This window comes from Mesorhizobium sp. CA10 (genome assembly GCF_020165285.1).
Taxonomy (GTDB): Bacteria; Pseudomonadota; Alphaproteobacteria; order Rhizobiales; family Rhizobiaceae; genus Mesorhizobium.
In genome coordinates, this window is sequence record NZ_JAIUHV010000010.1 from 48130 (window position 1) to 69862 (window position 21733).

The window sequence follows — 21733 nt, forward strand, 5'->3', positions numbered from 1 at the left end:
TCGATTGTTATTTTTGGGCGGTTTCTGGAACAAATTTTTGGGGAGGATGCAATCTGTGGTTTTTCATTCTCGTCCCGTTGCGGTTGTAGCCGGTTCCAGGTTCTTCGCCCCGGAACGGCTTGGCGCGTTTCCTCTACCCCGTCGATCGGGGGAGACGTGTCGAGCGCAGCTCGACGGAGTGGGGGTCGACCCTTGGCGCGGTGCAAGGAGATTCGTGCGCCGAGTCTCGCGGCGGTAGCGAGGTGGTTCCCCCACTCCGCCGCTGCTTCGCAGCGCCACCTCTCCCCTCCGGAGGGAGAGGAAAGGGCGCCACCCGCCTACCGCTCCTCCCGGCGGAACGGCTTCAGCAGGGCCGAAGGCGCGACCGCGTTGCGCGACATGAAGGCCATGGCGACGATGGTGAAGATGAAGGGCAGCATCAGGAAGGCTTCGTAGGGGATGTGGCCGAGGCCGCTCGCCTGCATCCTGAGTTGCAGCGCATCGACGAAGGCAAAGAGCAGCGCCGCGCCCGCCGAGCGCCAGGGATCCCAGCGGCCGAACACGACCAGCGCGATCGCCACCCAGCCGCGCCCGGATACGACGCCGAAGGTGAAGGCGTTGAACTGCGCCATGGTGAGGAAGGCTCCGGCAAGGCCCATCAGCGCGCCGCCGAGGATCACCGCCTGGAAGCGCGTGGCAATCACGCTGACGCCGGCCGAGTCCGCCGCGCGCGGATTCTCGCCGACCATGCGCACCGACAGCCCCCAGGGCGTGCGGTAGAGCACGAAGGCGGCGAGCGGGATGGCGATGATCGCCAGATAGACCAGCGTGAACTGGTTGAACACCGCCGGGCCGAGGATCGGGATATCCGAAAGCAGCGGAATCGGCACCGTCTTGAAGCCATCGATGCTCGGCGGCACCGATTGCTGGCCGAAAATCAGCCGGTAGAGGAAATAGGCAAGGCCGGATGAGAACAGCGTCACGCCGATGCCGCAGACATGCTGGCTGAGGCCCAGCGCCACGGTGAACAGCGCATGCAGCGCGCCCATCAGCGCCCCGACCAGCACGGCCACCAGTACGCCCAGCCACAGGCTGCCGCTAAGGCTCGCGGCGGTGAATCCGGCCATCGCCGACAGCAGCATGATGCCTTCGATGCCGAGATTGAGCACGCCGGCGCGCTCGGAGAACATTTCGCCAAGGGTGGCGAAGGCGAGCGGCGTGGCGATGCGGATGATGGCGGCGAGAAAGCCGACCTGGAAGATCTGCTCGAACACCGCGCTCATGTCTGCGCTCCCACGCGGCGGACGCGGTAGGCGGTGAACAGCAGCGCCACCAGCATGGCCAGCAGCGCCGTGCCCTGAATGACGTCGCTTAAGAAAGCCGGCACGCCGGTCGCGCGCGACATCGCCTCGGCGCCGGTCATGACGGCGGCCAGGAAGATCGCCGCCGGTACCACGCCGAGCGGGTTGAGCCGGGCGAGCATGGCGACGACGATGCCCGAATAACCATAGCCCGGCGAGATGTCGCTCATCACCTGGAAGTGCACGCCGCCGACCTCGCCGACGCCGGCCAGCCCGGCCAGCGCGCCGGAGAGCAGCGCAGTGGAAAGCAGCACGCGCTGGACGTTGATGCCGCCATAGCGGGCGGCTTCCGGGTTCTCGCCGGTGACACGGATCCTAAAGCCGAGCGTGGTGCGCGCGATCAGGAACCAGCAAAGGGGTGCGGCGATCAGCGCCACGACCACGCCGAGATGCAGCCTTGTGCCCTCGATCAGCACCGGGAAATTGGCCGAGTCCTCGATCGGCGGGGAGATCGGGTAGCCGGAGAAGGTGTCCTTCCACGGCCCTTCGATCAGTGCCATCAGCGCGTAATAGATGACCGAGTTGAGCAGCAGCGAGCTGACCACGTCGTCGACCTTGAATTTGACGCGCAATGTCGCCGGCACCAGCGCGACGAGAGCGCCCGCAGCCGCGCCTACAAGCGCCATCAGCAGCATGGCGAGATAGCCCGGCATCGGGATGGCGCCGATGAAGCAGCTTGCCACCGCGCCGGCGAGCAGCTGGCCCTCGGCGCCGATGTTCCAGAATTTGGCGCGGAAGGCGATTGCCACCGCAAGGCCGGTGAAGATCATCGGGGCGGCGCGCACCAGCGTCTCGGTGATGGCGTAGCTGTCGCCGAGCGATGCAGACAGCATCACGCCATAGGCCTCGATCACGCCGGCGCCTGCAATCGCGATCAGGCCGCTGCACAGGATCAGTGTGGCGGCGATGGCGACCAGCGGCAGCGCGAGGTTGAACCAGGCGGGCGTTGACGTGCGGGCTTCGAGGCGGAACATCAGGCGTGCCCCTCCGCGCCGGTCATCATCAGGCCGAGCCTTGCGACGGTGGCATCCGCGCTGGGAAGCGTGCCTGCGATGCGGCCCTCATACATCACGGCTATGCGGTCCGAGAGCATCAGCAATTCCTCGAGGTCCTCGCCGATGACGATGATGCCGCAGCCCTTGGCGCGCATGGCGAGGAATTTCTCGTGGACGAAGCGGGCAGCGCCGATGTCGAGGCCGCGCGTCGGCTGCGAGACGATCAGCACCTTGGGGTCGAAGGCGAGCTCGCGCGCAAGAAGCGCCTTCTGCAGATTGCCGCCGGACAACGCTCCGGCGCGCACCATCGGTCCGGGGCAGCGGATGTCATAGGCCTTGATCTGTTGCTCGGCGAAGGCGCGGATGGCGGCCGGGTTGAGCAGGCCCTTGCGGCTGAAGGCCTCGGTGCCGATACGCGGCAGCACCATGGAATCGGCTAAAGGCAGGTTTGTGACGAGGCCGGTGGTCATCCGGTCTTCCGGGATGCGGCCGAGGCCGAGCGCCTGCAGCTCGCGCGGCGAAAATTGCATCACCGCTTTGCCGGCTATCATCATGGTGCCAGCCTTCGGCGGCAGCATGCCGGAAATGACGTCGGCGAGCGCACGCTGGCCGTTGCCGGAAACGCCGGCGATGCCGAGGATCTCGCCCGCACGGACGAAAAGCGAAACCTCGCGCAGCGGCGTGCCGGCATGAGCGGAAGTGGATATGCCGTCGAGCGTCAGCACGGCAGCGCCGGGCGTCGAAGCCTGCTTGACCGGCGGCACGATCTCGTGGCCGCACATCAGCTTGGCCATTTCCGCCGACGTGGTGCTTGCCGGATGGTCGACGCGGCCGGCGACCTTGCCGTGGCGCAGCACGACGCAGCGATGGGTGAGGGCCCGCACTTCGTTGAGCTTGTGCGAGATGAAGATGATGCCGAGCCCTTGCGCCGCCATCGAGCGCAGGGCGGCGAACAGGCCGTCGACTTCGCTCGGCGCCAGCACCGCCGTCGGCTCATCGAGGATCAAAAGCCTGGCGCCGCGAAACAGCGCCTTGATGATTTCCAGCCGCTGCTGCTCGCCGACCGACAACGCCGAGACCGGCAGGTTCGGGTCGAGGCTCAAGCCATATTGCCGGCTGATTTCGTCCAGGCGGGCAAGCCCGCGAGCACGGTCGATGCGGCCGGACTTGCCGGGAATGCCGATCAGGAGGTTCTCCAGCACCGTGAGGCGCGGCGCTAGGTGAAAATGTTGGTGCACCATCCCGATGCCGGCGGCCAGGGCGTCGGCGGAGTTGTGGATAGCAACGGGCCTGCCCTCGACCAGGATCTCGCCTGCATCCGGCGCATAGGCGCCGAACAGCACGTTCATCAGCGTCGTCTTGCCGGCGCCGTTCTCGCCGAGCAGGCCGAGGATCTCGCCAGGGGCCACGCTGAGGTCGACGGCCTCGTTCGCCTTGACGGCGCCGAAGCTCTTGGTGATGCCGCGCATTTCGATGAGTGGGGCGGACAAGGATGCTCCTGCAGGATTGGCTTAACTTGAAAGGGCGTGCCCGGCGCACCCCCCTCTGGCCTGCCGGCCATCTCCCCCTCTAGGGGGGAGATCAGATGTCACGGCGGCCTTCGCCAACTTTCAACGTTGAAAGCATCGAACACCGTCGACGGAACTGCCAATCTCCCCCCTTGAGGGGGAGATATCCGGTCCACCCTCCGGAGCTCCAGCGCAGCTGCTGCGAAGGATGGGCAGGACAGGGAGGGGGCCGCGCCGCCCCTGGCGTCAATCCGAAACCGGCGTGTTCTCGTCGACGTCGACGCGGAAATTGCCTTCGAGGATCTCGGCCTTCTTCTTCTCGACCAGGTCCTTGACGTCCGCCGGCAGCGTCTTGTCGAACTTGTGGAAGGGCGCCAGATACGAGCCGCCCTTGGCCATGCGCGAGAAATCGCCATAGTCCTGCGCGGTGAAGACGCCGGCCTTGACCAGCTTGATCGCCTGCTCGACCGTCGGGTACATGTCCCACACCGGGCCGGTGATGACGGTATCCGGCCCGAGGCTGGACTGGTCGGACATGTTGGAGATGGCAAAAATCTTCTTCTCGACCGCCGCTTCGATGACGCCGAAGCGCTCGGCATAGATGACATCGACGCCGGCATCAATCTGTGCCACGGCCGCTTCCTTGGCCTTGGGCGGATCGAAGAAGGAGCCGATGAAGGCGACCTTCTTCTTGACGTTCGGGTTGACCTCCTTGGCGCCGGCGAAGAAAGCGTTGACCAGCCGGTTCACTTCCGGGATGCCCATCGCCGCGACGGCGCCGACCGTGCCCGATTTCGACATCTTTCCGGCGATCATGCCGGAGAGATAGGCGGGCTCGTGAATCCAGTTGTCGAAGACACCGAAATTGGGCTCGGCCGGACCGGCGCCGGAGCCGAACAGCCACGCGGTCTTCGGGAATTGTTTGGCCGTGCGGCGCGACTCGCGCTCGGCGGCGAAGGCGTCGCCCAGCACCAGCTCGTAGCCCCCTTGAGCATATTCGCGCATCACGCGGCTGAAGTCGGCGGTCTGCACCTTTTCCGACCATTTGTATTCGATGCCCAGCTCCTTCTCGGCCTTCTGCAGGGCGACGTGGATCTGGTTGTCCCACGGCTCCTCGATCGGCGTGGCGAAGATCGCCGCCACCTTCAGCTTCTTGTCCTTGGCGAAGGCCGCGCCGGGCAGTGCAGCCGCCGCTAGGCCGAGCGCGCCGAGTTCCAGCACGCTGCGCCGCGACAGGCCGGCGCGTTGCGTTTTGCTACGTTCGTTTTCCATTGAAGTGCCCCTCTGTTCGACAGCCGTGTCGAGCCGGCCGTTCCAAAATGTCAGACACCCGGGACTATGGAACGGCGCCTGAGATTTGTCCACATGGTCAAATTTGGGTGTTGTCGCCTCCGCGTTCGTCATCCACGGGCGGAGCAAGGAGCGTAGCGACGCAGCGCAGACCCGAGGATCCATGCCGCGACGTCTGAGCGCGGCGACGGTGCAGAATAATCGACGGCTGTGCCATCGCTCGTTCTGCACCGTTGCATTCTTTGTCTGATGGAACGGCATGGATTCCAGGGTCTACGCTTCGCTTCGCCCTGGAATGACGAAGTTATGGGGCGCCGCCCGCACCTTCCCACGATCCCGTCTCGGCAAACCGCCTCAACGCCGGCGCCGGCTCGAATATCGGCCGGCCGGTCTGCCGGTGCCAATGCTCCAGCCGCTCGACGATCTTCGCAGCGCCCGCAAGGCCGACCCAGAACATCGGCCCACCCTTGCCGATCGGGAAGCCGTAGCCATTGACCCAGACGACATCGATATCGGACGCGCGCGCGGCGATGCCTTCCTCGAGTATCTTCGCACCCTCGTTGACCAAGGGATAAAGCGTGCGTTCGAGAATCTCTTCGGCGCCGATCTCGCGCCGCGCAATTCCAAGCTCCGCCGCCTTCGCCCGGATCAGCGCCTCGATTTCCGGATCGGGAATCGGCTCACGTGAGCCAGCCTCATAGTGGTACCAGCCGCGCCCGGTCTTCTGGCCGAAATGGCCCTGCTCGCACAGCGTATCGGCGATCACAGCCTTCTGGCCCCGCGCCTTGCGGTTGCGCCAGCCAATGTCGAGGCCGGCGAGGTCGCCCATCTGGAACGGCCCCATCGGCCAGCCGAAATCGGTGAACGCCTTGTCGACCTGGCTCGGCGTCGCGCCTTCCAGCAACAGCGCCTCGTTCTCGGCGCCTCGCGCCGAAAGCATCCGGTTGCCGACGAAACCGTGGCAGACGCCGACGACGACCGCCACCTTGCCGATGCGCCGGGCGAGGTCGGTGATCGTCGCCAGCACTTCGGGCGCGGTCTTCTCGGCGCGCACGATCTCCAGGAGTTTCATGACGTTTGCCGGCGAAAAGAAATGCATGCCGAGCACGTCCCCCGGACGCGAAGTCGAGGCGGCGATTTCGTTCACGTCCAGATAGGAGGTGTTGGTGGCGAGGATGGCGCCGGGCCTGGCGATGGCGTCGACCTTGCCGAACACCTCCTTCTTCACCGCCATGTCCTCGAACACGGCCTCGATGATCAAATCGCAATCGGCGAGGTCGGCATAGTCGGTGCTGCCCTTGAAAAGTCCGAGCCGCTGCTGCTTCGCCTCTTCGCTCAACGAGCCGCGGCTGACGGAGACGGCATAGTTCTTCTCGATCGTCGCCAGGCCGCGGCGCAGCACTTCCTCGCTGGCCTCGAGCAAGGTCACCGGGAGACCGCCATTGGCGAAGGCCATGGCGATGCCGCCGCCCATCGTGCCGGCGCCGATGATGCCGACGCGTTCGATCCGGCGTTTCCGCAGATCCTTGCCGGGCAGCTTCGCCGCCTCGCGCTCGGCAAAGAACAAATGCCGCTGCGCGCGCGACTGATCGCCGGAAACGAGTTTCAGGAAAATTTGCCGCTCGGCCGCAAGGGCCGCGTCAAACGGCAAGGTAATCGCGTTGCGCACGGCTTCGGCGCAGGCCAGCGGCGCGTCCAGTCCGCGGGTTTTTTTGGTCAGATCGGCGGCTAGGCCGTCGAAGGCAGCAAGATCGGTCCCGGCAAGGCGGTCATTGCGCTCACGCACGGACACGAAAGGTCCGCCTCGATCAGCCATTTCGCGGGCGAAACGAACCGCCTCAGCCAATAGATCGCGATCAACAACCGCATCGGCAAGACCGGCGGCCTTTGCCTCGCCGGCCGAGATCGGCGTGCCCGAGACGATCATGGCAAGCGCTTTCGCGGCGCCGATCAGGCGTGGCAAACGCACGGTCCCGCCGCCACCCGGCAACAGGCCGAGCTTTACCTCCGGCAGGCCGAGCTTGGCGCCGGCGTCCGCGACGCGAAAATGGCAACCCAACGCCAGTTCCAGCCCACCGCCGAGCGCCGTGCCATGGATGGCGGCCACCGTCGGCTTGGCGATGGTTTCCAGCAAGGCAACGATGGCGCGCAATTCCGGTTGCTCGACCGGCTTGCCGAATTCAGTGATGTCGGCGCCGGCGACAAAGGTGCGGCCGGCGCAGGCGATGACGATCGCGCTCGCGGCGGGATCGTCGCGCAAAGCGGTGAGCACCTCGTAAAGCGGCTTGCGGACATGAAAGCTCAGCGCATTGACCGGCGGGTTGTCGATGGTGACCACTGCCACGCCGTTCTCGTTCGTGACACTGACAGAACTGGACAAGCGGAACCTCCCGAGACCGGCTGCAACCGCGCAAGGGTTTACTAGGCAGCGAGGTGAATGGGAACCCGATCCGGCCCTGGCCCAATTGTTGGCGAGGCCCGGTTAGTTGTCCACGCGGCCGAAGGGCGGCACGTCGCCGATCACCTCGCGCTTGTCCTTGCCGCAGGCGAAGGTCTTTGCCTTGTCATCGGCGAGCTTGCGCGCCTGGTCGTTGGCCTGCGGATTGCCAGTGGCTAATACCAGGCCGATCGTGCAGCCTTGGTGCTCTTCCGGTTGCGCCACCTTGGCGACGACCAGCACCTCGGTCGATTTCTTTTCGTCCTCAGGGTTGCTGACGGAGCGGCGGTGGATGGCGGCGAAGGGGATTGCGACGTCGCCATTGGTCTCGATGCGCCATTCGACTTTCGGTCCGGAGCCGTTGAACGCGGTAAAACTCTCCCAGACCGCAGTCATGTCGTCGGACGGAAAGCCGTAATAGACGGATTCGCGCGCGTCGTCGTAGCCGATCAGCACCGGGTAGCCGCGATAGCCGGAGCAAGCGAGGCTCGCCCAGTCGCCGTCGCCTTCCGCGGCCTGCGCATAGGTCACGCAGTCCTTCTTCCAGTCGAGCTCGGTATAGGCGCTGGAGATGTCGCCGGCCTGGGCCGCCTGGCAGAAACCGGCGAGGGCAAGCGGGACCAGAAGAGCGCGCATCGCTGACAACTCCGTTCGAGCTGCCCGAGCGTAACGTCAATCGCTATTTCTTCAAGCTGGCTTCGATCAAGAGATCGGCGTTGCGGGCAACCGCCGCCGCCGGTCCGCCCAAGCCAAACAGCTGGCCGCTGATATAGGCGCCTTCGATGAGCAGCAGCAGGCCGTCACCCAGCGTATCGGAATCGGCGGCGCCCATTGCGGCGGCCATGGCGCGCAGGCGTCGGCGCAATTCGATTTTGTTGTTCTCGCTCACTACCCGCGCCGGATGGCCGCGCTCGGGATATTCCACCGCAGCGTTGGTCATGCCGCAGCCGCGATAGTCCGGCTTTTGCGTGCGTTTGCCTACGCGGGTCAGGAAGGCGATGATCTGGGCGCGCGGATCGCCCGGATGCGCGTCGACGGCTTCGTCGAAGCGTTCCCAGAATTCGAGGTCGTATTTGCGCAGATAGGAGGCGGCAAGCTCGTCCTTGGATGGAAAGCTGCGGTACAGGCTCGGCTTTGTGACGCCGGCGCGCTTGACGATCTCGTCGACGCCGATCGCCCTGATGCCTTCGCGATAAAAAAGGTCGCGCGCCACGTCCAGGATCTTGTCCGCCGCCCTCGGAGCAGGGGGCTCGCTGATCGACGCTTCAATTTTATTGTCGGATGGCATTCAAACAACTCGCTTGACAATGTTACTGACCGGTACGTATGTATGGCCTCACTCCATTGCAACGTACCGGTCAGTAACATGATAATCCAGTCCCGTCCGTTTGGCCAGCGCTACGCATTCGTCGTTGTTGCCGTCATTTTCCTGTGCCTGCTGATCGCGGCCGGGCTCCGTTCGGCGCCCTCGGTGATGATGGTGCCGCTGGAGAAAAGCTTCGGCTGGCATCGCGACGTAACGTCCTGGGCCGCCAGCGTCGGCATCCTGCTCTACGGCCTGACCGGTCCGTTCGCCGCCGCGCTGATGGAGCGCATTGGGCTGCGCCGCACGCTGCTCGGCTCGCTGCTGGTGATGTCGGGATCGACCGCGCTCAGCCTGTTCATGACTGAGCCATGGCATCTTTTCATCACCTGGGGCGTGTTTTCCGGCATCGGTTCGGGCGCGGTGGCGAGCGTGCTCGGCGCCACCATCGTCAACCGCTGGTTCAAGACCAATCGCGGCCTGATGATGGGGCTGATGTCGGCCTCCAGCGCCACCGGAATGCTAGTCTTCCTGCCGCTCATCGCCTCGCTGGCGCAGAGCGGCGGCTGGAAGCCGGTGGCGATCGCCGTGGCGCTGGCCACCGCCGCGCTGATACCCTTCGTCTTGCTGCTGGTGCCGGAGCGCCCCGCTTCGATCGGCCAGGTTCGTTACGGCGCCGATGCCGACGACGTGCCGCCGGTGTCGCCGGCATCGCAGGGCAATTTCCTGGCGCACACGCTGAACACGCTGCGCCGCGCGGCGGGCACGCGGGTGTTCTGGTATCTGTTCGCCACCTTCTTCGTCTGCGGCTTCACCACCAATGGACTCGTCGGCACGCATCTCATCGCCTTCTGCGGCGATATGGGCATCGGCGAGGTGCAGGCAGCCGGGCTGTTGTCGATGATGGGCATTTTCGACCTGATCGGTACGACGTTGTCCGGCTGGCTCACCGACCGTTTCGATCCGCGCAAGCTGCTCGGCGTCTATTACGCGGTGCGCGGTCTGTCGCTGATCTACCTGCCCTATTCCGGCTTCTCGGCTACCAGCCTGGTCATCTTCGCAGTGCTCTACGGGCTCGACTGGATCGCCACCGTGCCGCCGACGCTGCGGCTTGCCAACGAGGCGTTCGGCGATCGCAGCGGACCGATCGTGTTCGGCTGGATCGTCGCCGGCCACCAGGTGGGCGCCGCGGCCGCCGCCGCCTTCGGCGGCACGATGCGCGAACTGCAGGGCAATTACGAGCTGGCCTTCCTGATTGCCGGCATGACGGGCATCGCGGCGGCTTGTATTTCGCTCTTGATCAACACCGACAGGCCGGCTTTCGAGCCGGAGCCGCAGGCGGCTTGAGGCGCGACTTTCCCTTCTCCCCTTGTGGGAGAAGGTGGCCGCGAAGCGGCCGGATGAGGGGTGCTCCAGGGAACACCGACGCCTCACTCCGCTGGAACACCCCTCATCCGTCTCGGCGCTTGCGCGCCGATCCACCTTCTCCCACAAGGGGAGAAGGAAGATGTCGACTGTTATCAAAACTTCATGGTTCCGATATGCGCCTGAAACATTGAAGCGAGAGCTTGGCGGTCCCGCTCAATGCCATCCCGGAGACAGCCATGAACAAGCTTTCGCTCACCCGCCGCGCTTTCGTCACTTCGGCCAGCGCCTTCGGCCTTGTCGGCGCCTCCGGTCTGGCGCTGCCCTATTATTCCCGCGCCAGCCAGCGTCCGGCCTTCACGCATGGCGTCCAGTCCGGCGACGTCGACGCCATCTCGGGCATGGTCTGGACCCGCACCGATCGTCCGGCCCGCGTGATGTATGAAGTGTCGACGACCGAAAGCTTCGCCAATGCGACGCGGCTGGCGGCGCTCGATACCTCGCCGGCCAGCGACTACACGGTGAAGCGGCTGCTCACCGATCTCGCCTCGGACCAGGACATCTTCTACCGCATGACTGCTGCCGATCTTTCCGACATCAATGCCGTGTCCGAGCCGATCGTCGGCCGTTTCCGTACCGCGCCGTCGTCCAAGCGCGATGTGCGCTTCGCCTGGTCGGGCGACACCGCCGGTCAGGGCTGGGGCATCGACGAGACCGGCATGAAGACCTATTCGACCATCGCCAAGCACACGCCGGACTTCTTCCTGCATTCCGGCGACACCATCTATGCCGACGGCGCCATGAAGGACGAGGTCGACCTGCCCGGCGGCGGCAAGTGGAAGAACGTCGTCATGATCGACGGCAAGCGCAAGGTGGCCGAGACGCTGGACGAATACCGCGACCAGTGGAAGTACAATATGATGGACAAGCATGTGCTTGGCCTGTCCGCCATCTGCCCGACCTTCTACCAGTGGGACGACCACGAGGTGCTCAACAACTGGTCGGATTCGAAGGACCTGACCGCCGACGACCGCTACAAGGAAAAGTCGATCCATGTGCTGGCGGCCAGGGCGGCTCGCGCCTTCCATGAAATGACGACCATCCGCTACGAGCCGTCGGAGCCGGGCCGCGTCTACCGCAAGGTCTCGCATGGGCCGCTGCTCGACGTGTTCTTCCTCGACATGCGCTCCTATCGCGGCCCGAACGGTCCTGATATGGAAGAGACGCTGACGCCGAAGTCGCGCATGATCGGCGAGGAGCAGTCCAAGTGGCTGAAGCGCGAGCTGGCAAATTCCAAGGCGACGTGGAAGGTCATCGCCGCCGACATGCCGCTTGGCCTGGTCGTCTGGAACGACGCGGCGAAGAAGGCCGGTGCCGAGGCGGTCGCCAACGGCGACAATGGCGCGCCGAAAGGCCGCGAGCTGGAATTCGCCGACGTGCTGCGCTTCATCAAGAATGCCGGCATCACCAACACGGTGTGGCTCACCGCCGACGTTCACTACACCGCGGCGCATTACTATAATCCCGACAAGGCGCAATTCCAGGATTTCAATCCGTTCTGGGAATTCGTCTCCGGCCCGATCCACGCCGGTACCTTCGGCCCCAACGACCTCGACATGACCTTCGGGCCGGAGCTGAAGTTCATCAAGGCGCCAACCGCCGAACAGGGCCAGAACCTGCCGCCGTCGGCCGGGCTGCAGTTCTTCGGTCTGGTCGACATTTCCGGCGCGACGGAACAGCTCACCGTACGGCTGATGGATCGCGACGACAACGAGCTCTACAAGGTGACGTTGGATCCGGTCCGGTCGGCTTAGGCTGCGTTGATATTCAGGTGATGCCGGCCTGCGAACAATGGTTACCTGCGCTTCCGGTGCTCACGTACTTTAAGTACGCTCCGCTCCGGTTCTCGGAAACACCGTTCTCGGCTCGGCCTGACCTGAATCTCAACATACCCTAGGCCCAGCAGTCGCGTCGTCGTGTGACGTCAACGCGGTGAGGTGGTCCAGAATTGAACTCGCAAAAGACCGTCAGTCCGGATAGCAAGCCCGGGGAACGTTGGGCCAGACCGCGGTGTCGCAGTTGGCATCCTTCTGGCGTTGCTTGAAGGCGGCGCTGACCGGGCCGGTGACGACCGGATCGACGCCGTCGGGGGCGTCGGCGAACATCTGCTGCGCGGTCCTGGCGTCGGGCGGTACGATCGGGTCGGCTTGCCGAAGCGTCGCCGCCGACTGCGCTGCGCCCGCAGCGACGAGCATTCCAAGCGCCGCCCACGCGAAAACCGGACGCAATCTGGACATAGGATCGGTCATGAACATCGAACTGTCCGGCCCCTCAAAGGTTCCGCCTTAGTTAACGGAATCATTTCACACCAAGACGTTTAAGAATCAGTGACCATGTATTTGGGGTCGGGCCTCCCCTTTCGCAATTGCGAAAAACCTTGTATGAGCCGCGCAACCGAAAAAGGCGGCGCCTCTGGGCCTGCTGCCTGCAACGCTCCCGAGACCAGACAATGAACCTCCGCAATATCGCGATCATCGCGCATGTCGACCATGGCAAGACCACCCTCGTCGACCAACTCCTGAAACAGTCCGGCGCCTTCCGCGACAACCAGCGCGTCGCCGAGCGCGCCATGGATTCCAACGACCTCGAAAAGGAACGCGGCATCACCATTCTGGCCAAGGCGACCTCGGTCGACTGGCATGGCACCCGCATCAACATCGTCGACACGCCCGGACACGCCGATTTCGGCGGCGAGGTCGAGCGCATCCTGTCGATGGTGGATTCGGCAATCGTGCTCGTCGACGCCGCCGAAGGCCCGATGCCGCAGACCAAATTCGTCGTCGGCAAGGCGCTCAAGGTTGGCTTGCGTCCAATCGTCGTCATCAACAAGATCGACCGTCCGGACGCCCGCCATATCGAAGTGGTCAACGAGGTGTTCGACCTCTTCGCCGCGCTCGACGCCACCGACGAGCAGCTCGACTTCCCGATCCTCTACGGTTCGGGCCGCGACGGCTGGGTTTCGGAAAACCCCGAGGGTCCGAAGGACCAGGGTCTTGCCCCGCTGTTCGATCTCGTCGTCAAGCATGTGCCGGCGCCGACGGTCCATCCCGGCCCGTTCCGCATGATCGGCACCATCCTCGAGGCCAACCCGTTCCTCGGCCGCATCATCACCGGCCGCATCGAGTCCGGCACGCTGAAGGCCAACCAGGCGGTCAAGGTGCTGCACCATGACGGCACGCAGATCGAGACCGGCCGCATTTCCAAGATCCTCGCCTTCCGCGGCCTTGAGCGCCAGCCGATCGAGGAAGCGCAGGCGGGCGACATCGTGGCCATCGCCGGCCTGTCGAAAGGCACCGTCGCCGACACCTTCTGCGATCCGGCGGTGAGCGAGCCGCTGCATGCGCAGCCGATCGACCCGCCGACCGTGACCATGTCCTTCCTCGTCAATGACGGCCCGCTTGCCGGCACCGAGGGCGACAAGGTGACCAGCCGCGTCATCCGCGACCGGCTGCTGCGCGAGGCCGAAGGCAATGTCGCGCTCAAGATCGAGGAATCGGCCGAGAAGGATTCCTTCTTCGTGTCCGGCCGCGGCGAATTGCAGCTCGCCGTGCTGATCGAGACGATGCGCCGCGAAGGTTTCGAGCTTGCCGTGTCGCGTCCGCGCGTCGTCATGCAGAAGGGCGAGGACGGCCAACTGCTGGAGCCGGTCGAGGAAGTCGTCATCGACGTCGACGAGGAGCATGCCGGCGTCGTCGTGCAGAAGATGTCGGAACGCAAGGCCGAGATGGTCGAGCTGCGTCCGTCCGGCGGCAACCGCCAGCGCCTGGTTTTCCATGCCCCGACGCGCGGCCTGATCGGCTATCAGTCCGAATTGTTGACCGACACGCGCGGCACCGCCGTGATGAACCGGCTGTTCTTTGCCTATGAGCCGTATAAGGGCGAGCTGCCCGGCCGCACCAATGGCGTGCTGATCTCCAACGAGCAGGGCGAATCGGTCGCCTATGCGATGTGGAATCTGGAAGACCGCGGCCCGATGATCATCGATCCGGGCGTCAAGGTCTACCAGGGCATGATCATCGGCGTCCATTCGCGCGACAACGACCTCGAAGTGAACGTGCTCAAGGGCAAGAAGCTCACCAACATCCGCGCCGCCGGCAAGGACGAAGCGGTGAAGCTGACGCCGCCGATCCGCATGACGCTGGAGCGGGCGCTGGCCTGGATCCAGGACGATGAGCTGGTCGAGGTGACGCCGAAGACCATCCGCCTGCGCAAGCTCCATCTCGACCCGAACGAGCGCAAGCGTTTCGAGAAGGCCGCCAAGGTGATGGGCGCGGCGTAAGGTTCCACGGAAAGTTCGAAAGAGGGAGCGGGTGCTCCCTCTTTTGTTTCAGCGGCAGGCGGCTGCTTTCGTTTCAATTTAGGCGTCGGCGCTGCCCCTCATCCGCCTGCCGGCACCTTCTCCCCGTGAACGGGGAGAAGGGAATCTCGCGCGAACTCCGGCGCTCTTTCTGCAACGTTGGTGATTGGCGAAATCGGCGACGACAGCCCCTTCGCCCCGTTCAACGGGGAGAAGATGGCGGCAGCCAGATGGGGGCGGCGCCGGCGCTGGCAGTTGTTGTCGCCTTGATGAACGATCGCGCCTTGCCGGGGCGTGCCAACTCCACTCTGATCGGCTATCGTTCTTTTCTATCTTATAGGGAGCGACCTCATGCATCTCGCCTCGTTGCTGATCTTCGCCGCCGCGCTCTTTGTCGCCGCCGGCTCGCCCGGCCCGTCGATCGCAGCCTTGGTGGCGCGGGTGATCTCGAAAGGGTTCCGCGACGTCTTCCCGTTCCTGTTGGCAATGTGGATCGGCGAGGGCGTCTGGCTTTCGCTGGCGGTGTTCGGGCTCGCGGTCGTGGCGCAGACCTTCCACTACGCCTTCGTCGTCGTGAAATGGGTTGGCGTCGCCTACCTTGCTTATCTCGCGTTCAAGATGTGGACGGCGCCGGTCGAGGCGAAGGAGGGCGAGATGCCGCGCGAGGACTCGCCCCTGAAACTTTTCCTTGCCGGCATGGCGGTGACACTCGGCAATCCGAAAATCATGATGTTCTATCTGGCGCTGCTGCCGACCATCATCGATCTGGCTTCGGTCAGCGTGATCGGCTGGGTCGAGCTGACGCTAACCATGGCGCTCGTGCTGATCGTCATCGATCTCGCCTGGGTGCTGGCCGCCTCCCAGGCGCGCCGGTTGCTGAAGAGCAAGCGCGCCATGAAGATCGCCAACCGTGTCAGCGCGACGACGATGGCGGGCGCCGCCGCCGCTATCGCCGCGCGATAGAGCGCCGGCCTCACATCATTTCAATGATCGGCGCGATCTCGACGGTAAAAGCCGGGTCCATCAGGATCGGGCAGTCCTTGGCTTTGGCGACGGCATCGTCGATATCCTTGGCTTCGACGATGCTGTAGCCGGCGGTCGGATTGCTGCCGCCATTGTTCTCGATCTTGCCGCCGGGCAGCACCGTCTTCGACATGCCGACCGGATTGCCGCCGTCGACCACGGCCGAGCCGAGCTTGTCGTACCAGCCCGTCCAGGCATCCATCGCCGCTTTGCGTTCGGCTTCGTCGGTCGGCATCTTGCCGGAACCATGATAGACATAGAGAAATTTCGCCATGTTCTCCTCCCTTGTCGGCGGCGTCGAACCGGCATGCGGCCACGCCGCTTGCGATATGCAGTGATGCTGCAATGCGATATGCGGCCTTGCCGCAATCCTGATCATCGGACCAAAACGAAAAACAGGCAATCGATGTTAAGTTGAGTCTACTGTAACGAGCTCACCTTGCCATGGCGTGATATTCGGGATTGGGCCGCATGTCGACCGCGGCCGCCACCCGGTTCGACATGTTGAAGAAGGCGGCGGTCGAGGCGATGTCCCAGATGTCGCGGTCGGTGAAGCCGGCCTGGCGCAAGGCGGCGCGATCGGCCTCGACGATTTTAGCCGGCTCCTCGGTCAGCTTCACGGCGAATTCGAGCATGGCACGCTGCCGGTCCGACAGATCGGCGGCGCGAAAATTCATCACCATCATCTCGCCGAAGGCCGGTTCGCCCGACAGCTGGCGCACCGCCGCGCCATGCGCGGTCAGGCAATAGAAGCAGTGGTTGATCGAGGAGACGACCACGGCGATCATCTCGCGCTCCAGCTTCGACAGACCGGAATCGCCCAGCATCAGGTCGTTGTACATGTCGGTGAAGGCGCGCAGCTTCTTCTCGTCGAAGGCGTAGGCGAGAAGCACGTTGGGCACGAGGCCGAGCTTCTCCTCGCATTTGGCGAAATAGGCTTTTGTCGCCTCGCCGAGCTCCGCCTGGACAAGGTCGAGCGCGGTTACTTTGCCGGTCATGGTTGTTCTCCTCGCGCTGTGATGGCGTCGGTTGGAATTTTTTTAAGCGCCGTCAAACCTTTGTCGCCAAACGGCGGTCATCTGGCTACCATAGTCGCAAAAGCATATAACGGGAGGGACTAAGCGTCATGGCCAGCGTGAAATCCAAGCCGAAGAGGAAAGCCGCCGCCGCGAAAGCGGAGGAGAAACCCGCAAGGCTTGCCGACTATCTGCTGGCGCGGGCGCCCGCCGAGGACATCGCGGCCTATGACGTGGCCGACCTCGAGCGCGCCGGCGAGCTCGCCGCCCAAGCAGTCGCTAGCCACAGGAAGGGCGAAAGCGTCGTTGCCGTCGAAGCCGATTCGGGCGTTGCCTGCGACGGCCGGCCGGTCACGGTCATCACCGTCGTCAACGACAACATGCCGTTCCTGTTCGATTCCATCCTCGGCGAAATCACCGAGACAAGCGGTGAGCCGACCTTGGTCACCCATCCGATCGTCACCGTCCGCCACGGCAAGACCGGTGTGGTCGAGGTGCTTGGCGACGGCGGCAAGGAAGATGACGACCGGCTGAGCGTCGTCCATGTGCATATCCCGCGGCTGACCGCCGAGCAGGCCAAGAGCCTCACCGGGCGGCTGCACAAGGTGCTTTCGCAGGTCCGGGCGGCCGTCGTCGACTGGAAGCGGATGCTCGCCCGCCTCGACCAGGCGATTTCCGAATTCCGCTATTCGGCGGTGCCGCTCGACAAGAAGAGCGTCGCCGAGGCGATCGCCTTCCTCGAATGGCTGCGCGACGACAATTTCACCTTCCTCGGCATGCGCGAGTTCAAATATACCGGCGGCGAGGAAAGCGGCTCGCTGGAGCGCGCCGACAAACCCGGCCTAGGCATCCTGTCGGATCCGGATGTGCTGGTGTTGAGGCGCGGCACCGAGGCGGTGACGACGACGCCGGAAATCCGCGCCTTCCTGCACGGGCCGGAGCCGCTGATCGTCACCAAGGCCAATGCCAAGTCGTCGGTGCATCGCCGCATCTATCTCGATTACATCGGCATCAAGACCTACACGTCGAAAGGGGCGCTCGCGGGCGAGCTGCGCATCGTCGGCCTGTTCACCTCGACCGCCTACACGCGTTCGGTGATGAAGATCCCCTATCTGCGCTCCAAGGCCGAGACCGTGATCTCGAAATCCGGCTTCGATCCGCACGATCATTCCGGCAAAGCGCTGATCAACATCCTGGAAAGCTATCCGCGCGACGAGCTGTTCCAGGTTCCCATTCCCATCTTGCGCAAGCACGCCAGCGCCATACTCGGGTTGATCGAGCGGCCGCGCGTGCGGGCGCTGGTGCGCGTCGACCAGTTCGACCGCTTCGTCTCGATCATCGTCTTCGTGCCGCGCGACCGCTACGACAGCGTCGTGCGCGAGAAGGTCGGCACCTATCTCAAGACGGTGTTCGAGGGCCGGCTGTCGGCCTATTACCCGGCCTTCCCGGAAGGCGGGCTGGCGCGCGTGCATTTCATCATCGGCCGTTCCGGCGGCAAGACCCCGAAGGTCGAGCAGTCGGCGATCGAGGCGGCGATTCGCGACATCGTGCGCACTTGGGAGGACGCGCTCGCCGAAGCCGCGGAAGCCGCCGGCAGCGATCCGGCGCTGAAGGCGATCGCGGCGCGTTTCCCCGAAAGCTATCGCGACAGCTTCTCGGCCGCCGTGGCGCTGGCCGACGCCGGCCGCATCGCGAAGATCGGGGCCGACAATCCGATCGCCATCGACTATTACCGCCATGCCGACCAGAAGCCGCACCAGGCGGCTTTGAAGATCTATCATTTCGGCAGCCCTGTCGCGCTGTCGCGGCGCGTGCCGGTGCTCGAAAATATCGGCTTCCGCGTCATCAGCGAGCGCACCTTCGAGGTCGCCGACACCGGCTCCGGCAAAGTCTTCATCCACGACATGGAGCTGGAGAACAGCTATGGCGCGCGAATAGACATCTCCGATGGCGGCGCGTTGTTCGAAGACGCCTTCCTGTCCGTCTGGCGCGGCGATGTCGACAATGACAGCTATAACGGCCTGGCCCAGACCGCCGGCCTGTGGTCTGGCGAGATCGCCATCCTGCGCGCCTATGGCCGCTATCTGCAGCAGGCCGGCATTCCCCAGAGCCAGGATTTCATCGCCGCCGCACTCAACCGCTATCCCGAGATCGCGCGCGGCCTGCACGCGCTGTTCGTCGCCCGGCTTGGTCCGGCGGCGGAAGGCGACGGCGCGGTTGCGGCCAAGCACCTCAAGGCCAAGATCAAGGACGCGCTGGAGGAGGTGCCCAATATCGACGACGACACCATCATCCGCCGCTATCTCAACCTCATTGAAGCCTCGCTGCGCACCAATCATTTCGTGGCCGATACGAAACAGAAAGGGCAGTCGCTGGCGATCAAGCTCGATTCGCAGGCGGTCGAGGGACTGCCGGCGCCGCGGCCATGGCGCGAGATCTTCGTCTACGGCTCCGAGGTGGAAGGCGTGCATCTGCGCTTCGGCCCGGTGGCGCGCGGCGGCCTGCGCTGGTCGGACCGCGCCCAGGACTACCGCACCGAGGTGCTGGGCCTGGTGAAGGCGCAGCAGGTCAAGAATGCAGTCATCGTGCCGGTCGGCGCCAAGGGCGGCTTCTATCCGAAGAAACTGCCGATGAGCGCCGGGCGGGACGCCATCTTCGAAGCCGGCACATCGGCCTACAAGAACTTCGTCTCCAGCCTGCTTTCGATCACCGACAATATCGGCGTCGACGGCGTCATCCCGCCGGCCGATGTGGTACGGCGCGACCAGGACGATCCCTATTTCGTCGTCGCCGCCGACAAGGGCACGGCGACCTTCTCAGACACCGCGAATGCCATTTCCGAAAAACACCATTTCTGGCTGGACGACGCCTTCGCCAGCGGCGGCTCGGCCGGCTACGACCACAAGAAGATGGGCATCACCGCCAAGGGCGCCTGGGAAGCGGTGAAGCGGCATTTCCGCGAGATGAACCGCGACATCCAGACCTCGCCCTTCACTGTGGTCGGCGTCGGCGACATGTCGGGCGACGTGTTCGGCAACGGCATGCTGTTGTCGCCGGCCACCAGGCTGATCGCCGCCTTCGACCATCGCGACATCTTCATCGATCCCGATCCGGACATGGCCGCCTCGATGGTCGAGCGGCAGCGCATGTTCGCGCTGCCGCGCTCGTCCTGGCAGGACTACGACAAGTCGAAGCTGTCGGAAGGCGGCGTCATCGTCTCGCGCAACCAGAAATCGATCACGCTGCCGCAGGCCGCGGCCGCCGCGATCGGCCTCGCCAAGACCACGGCTACGCCGGTCGAGATCATGAACGCCATCCTCAAGGCGCCGGTCGACCTTTTGTGGTTCGGCGGCATCGGCACCTATGTGCGGGCTTCAGGCGAAAGCAACGCCGATGTTGGCGACCGCGCCAACGACGCCGTCCGCGTCACGGCGCTCGATGTCCGGGCGAAAGTCATCGGCGAGGGCGCCAATCTCGGCGTCACGCAACGGGCGCGCATCGAGTTCGGCATGAATGGCGGCCGCTGCAACTCCGACGCCATCGACAATTCGGGCGGCGTCAACTGTTCCGACGTCGAGGTCAACATCAAGATCGCGCTGGCGTCGGCCATGCGCAAAGGCTCGCTGGCGCGGCCGGCGCGCAACAAGCTGCTCGCCGAAATGACCGACGAGGTGAGCGCGCTGGTGCTCTCCAACAATTATCAGCAGACGCTGGCACTGTCGCTCGCGCGCAAGCGCGGGCTCGCCGACATAGCGCACCAGGCGCGCTTCATGACGGCGCTGGAAGCGCGCGGCCTGCTCGACCGCGCGGTCGAGACGCTGCCTTCGCCGGCGGCGCTTGCCGAACGCGAGGCGCGCGGCGAGCCGCTGACCCGGGCCGAGCTTGGCGTGCTGCTCGCCTATGCCAAGATCGTGCTGTTTTCCGATATCGTCGCCAGCGACGTGCCCGACGATCAGCATTTCGATCGCGATCTGATGGGTTATTTCCCGGAACGCATGGCGAGGAAATTCGCCGGCGAGATCCGCGAACACCGGCTGCGGCGCGAGATCATCGCGCGCGTGCTCGCCAACGACCTTGTCAATCGCGGCGGACCGTCCTTCGTCAACCGGCTGCAGGAAGCCACGGGCCGCAGGGCGGCCGATGTGGTGCGCATCTTCGCCATGATCCGCGACGGCTTCGCGCTGCCCGCGCTCTATCGCGAGATCGACGCGCTCGACAACCATATCGACGGGCAGGTCCAGCTCGATCTCTATCAAGCGATCAGCCGGCTTATCTTTGTGACCAGCGGCTGGTACCTGAAGCACGAAGCCGGCTCCGCGCCGCTTGGCCAGCGCATCGCCGAATTGCAGGAGGCGCGCAAGGCGCTCGAGCCGAAGCTTCTCTCGCTGCTGCCGGCCTTCTCGCGTGAACGCGTCGAGGAGCGGCGGCACGGTCTGTCCAGGAGCGGCGCGCCGGAGAAGCTCGCCGGGCAGCTCGCTCTGGCCGAAGTGGCCGAATTGATCCCCGACGTCGCGCTCACCGCGCGCACGGCCAATGCCGACATCGTCAGCGCGGCCAAGGCCTTCTTCGCCGTCAGCGATGCCTTCCGCATCCCGCGCGTCGAGGAAGCCGCGCGCTCGATCATGCCGCCCGACTATTACGACCAGTTGGCGCTGTCGCGCGCGGCCGACACGATCGGCGTGGCGCGTCGGGGCATCGCGGTGGCGGCGCTCACCGGTTACGGCACGGCGGCGGATCCGGTCGCGGCTTGGCTGGAAGCCGGCGGCGACCGCGTCGCGCGCACCCGCGAGCGGTTGCAGGCGCTGACCGAAGGCGGCGACATCACCGTGTCGCGGCTGTCGGTGGCATCGGGCCTGATGAGCGACCTTACGGGGATGTGAGAGTTTGCTTGGGTTCCTCGCATGCGCTGGTCGACCCCCACTCCGTCTCGGCTTCGCCGAGCCACCTCTCCCCCGATCGACGGGGTAGAGGAAGGGCGCCAAGCTTTTTGCCGTCAACGCCCGTCCAGCAAGGCTCCCTTCCTTTCCCTCCGGAGGGGGGAAAGGTGGCGCTGCGAAGCAGCGACGGATTGGGGGAACCACCTGGCAATCAAGCCTCGG

Annotated in this window: 15 protein-coding genes; 5 read left to right on the forward strand and 10 right to left on the reverse strand. The window is 64.9% G+C overall.

What is annotated here, in order from left to right; genetic code table 11:
* Positions 1–317 precede the first annotated feature (317 nt).
* The 7 genes from LB535_RS20525 to LB535_RS20555 all read right to left on the reverse strand — a co-directional run bounded on the left by LB535_RS20525 (position 318) and on the right by LB535_RS20555 (position 8858).
* Positions 318–1262 carry an ABC transporter permease gene (locus LB535_RS20525; protein WP_224633474.1) on the reverse strand — a complete coding sequence of 315 codons (945 nt, stop codon included), beginning with the start codon at positions 1260–1262 and terminating at the stop codon, positions 318–320.
* On the reverse strand, positions 1259–2314 hold the full coding sequence (locus LB535_RS20530; protein ID WP_224633475.1) for an ABC transporter permease: 1056 nt from the start codon (positions 2312–2314) through the stop codon (positions 1259–1261). The genes LB535_RS20525 and LB535_RS20530 overlap by 4 nt, the downstream gene beginning before the upstream one ends.
* The gene (locus LB535_RS20535; protein ID WP_224633476.1) at positions 2314–3825 is read right to left on the reverse strand and encodes an ABC transporter ATP-binding protein; all 1512 of its coding nucleotides are present in this window, start codon (positions 3823–3825) and stop codon (positions 2314–2316) included. Before LB535_RS20535 ends, LB535_RS20530 begins: the two co-directional genes overlap by 1 nt.
* Positions 3826–4089: 264 nt before the next feature.
* Entirely contained in the window at positions 4090–5115 is a 1026-nt protein-coding gene (locus LB535_RS20540) for a BMP family protein (protein ID WP_224633477.1), read from the reverse strand.
* Between the two features lie 322 nt (positions 5116–5437).
* On the reverse strand, positions 5438–7513 hold the full coding sequence (locus tag LB535_RS20545) for a 3-hydroxyacyl-CoA dehydrogenase NAD-binding domain-containing protein (RefSeq protein WP_224633478.1): 2076 nt from the start codon (positions 7511–7513) through the stop codon (positions 5438–5440).
* A 102-nt stretch (positions 7514–7615) separates the two neighbouring features.
* Complete coding sequence (locus LB535_RS20550) at positions 7616–8206, reverse strand: hypothetical protein (protein WP_224633479.1); 591 nt, start codon at positions 8204–8206, stop codon at positions 7616–7618.
* A gap of 43 nt (positions 8207–8249) precedes the next feature.
* Positions 8250–8858, reverse strand: coding sequence for a TetR/AcrR family transcriptional regulator (locus LB535_RS20555; protein ID WP_224633480.1), 609 nt, complete (start codon positions 8856–8858; stop codon positions 8250–8252).
* Positions 8859–8936: 78 nt separating this feature from the next.
* Between LB535_RS20555 and LB535_RS20560 the strand changes: the two genes are divergently transcribed.
* Both LB535_RS20560 and LB535_RS20565 read left to right on the forward strand, forming a co-directional pair.
* Positions 8937–10220 carry an MFS transporter gene (locus LB535_RS20560; RefSeq protein ID WP_224547297.1) on the forward strand — a complete coding sequence of 428 codons (1284 nt, stop codon included), beginning with the start codon at positions 8937–8939 and terminating at the stop codon, positions 10218–10220.
* A gap of 257 nt (positions 10221–10477) precedes the next feature.
* A complete protein-coding gene (locus LB535_RS20565) occupies positions 10478–12052 on the forward strand; it encodes an alkaline phosphatase D family protein (protein WP_224633481.1) in 1575 nt (524 codons plus the stop codon).
* 213 nt (positions 12053–12265) lie between these two features.
* Here the strand turns inward: LB535_RS20565 and LB535_RS20570 are convergent, their stop codons facing one another.
* Positions 12266–12553 (reverse strand): hypothetical protein, encoded by a 288-nt coding sequence (locus LB535_RS20570; protein ID WP_224633482.1) that lies wholly within the window; start codon positions 12551–12553, stop codon positions 12266–12268.
* Between the two features lie 194 nt (positions 12554–12747).
* On the opposite strand from LB535_RS20570, the gene typA reads away from it, so the two are divergent.
* A complete protein-coding gene (gene typA, locus LB535_RS20575; protein WP_224633483.1) occupies positions 12748–14577 on the forward strand; it encodes a translational GTPase TypA in 1830 nt (609 codons plus the stop codon).
* Positions 14578–14946: 369 nt separating this feature from the next.
* Entirely contained in the window at positions 14947–15558 is a 612-nt protein-coding gene (locus LB535_RS20580) for a LysE family translocator (protein WP_224547305.1), read from the forward strand.
* A gap of 10 nt (positions 15559–15568) precedes the next feature.
* Here the strand turns inward: LB535_RS20580 and LB535_RS20585 are convergent, their stop codons facing one another.
* Positions 15569–15892: a hypothetical protein gene (locus tag LB535_RS20585; RefSeq protein WP_224633484.1), complete on the reverse strand. Its 324-nt coding sequence runs from the start codon at positions 15890–15892 to the stop codon at positions 15569–15571.
* 160 nt (positions 15893–16052) lie between these two features.
* Positions 16053–16616 (reverse strand): peroxidase-related enzyme, encoded by a 564-nt coding sequence (locus LB535_RS20590; RefSeq protein WP_224633485.1) that lies wholly within the window; start codon positions 16614–16616, stop codon positions 16053–16055.
* Between the two features lie 128 nt (positions 16617–16744).
* Here LB535_RS20590 and LB535_RS20595 point away from each other — a divergent pair, with 128 nt between their 5' ends.
* Positions 16745–21514: an NAD-glutamate dehydrogenase gene (locus LB535_RS20595; RefSeq protein WP_224633486.1), complete on the forward strand. Its 4770-nt coding sequence runs from the start codon at positions 16745–16747 to the stop codon at positions 21512–21514.
* Positions 21515–21733 lie beyond the last annotated feature (219 nt).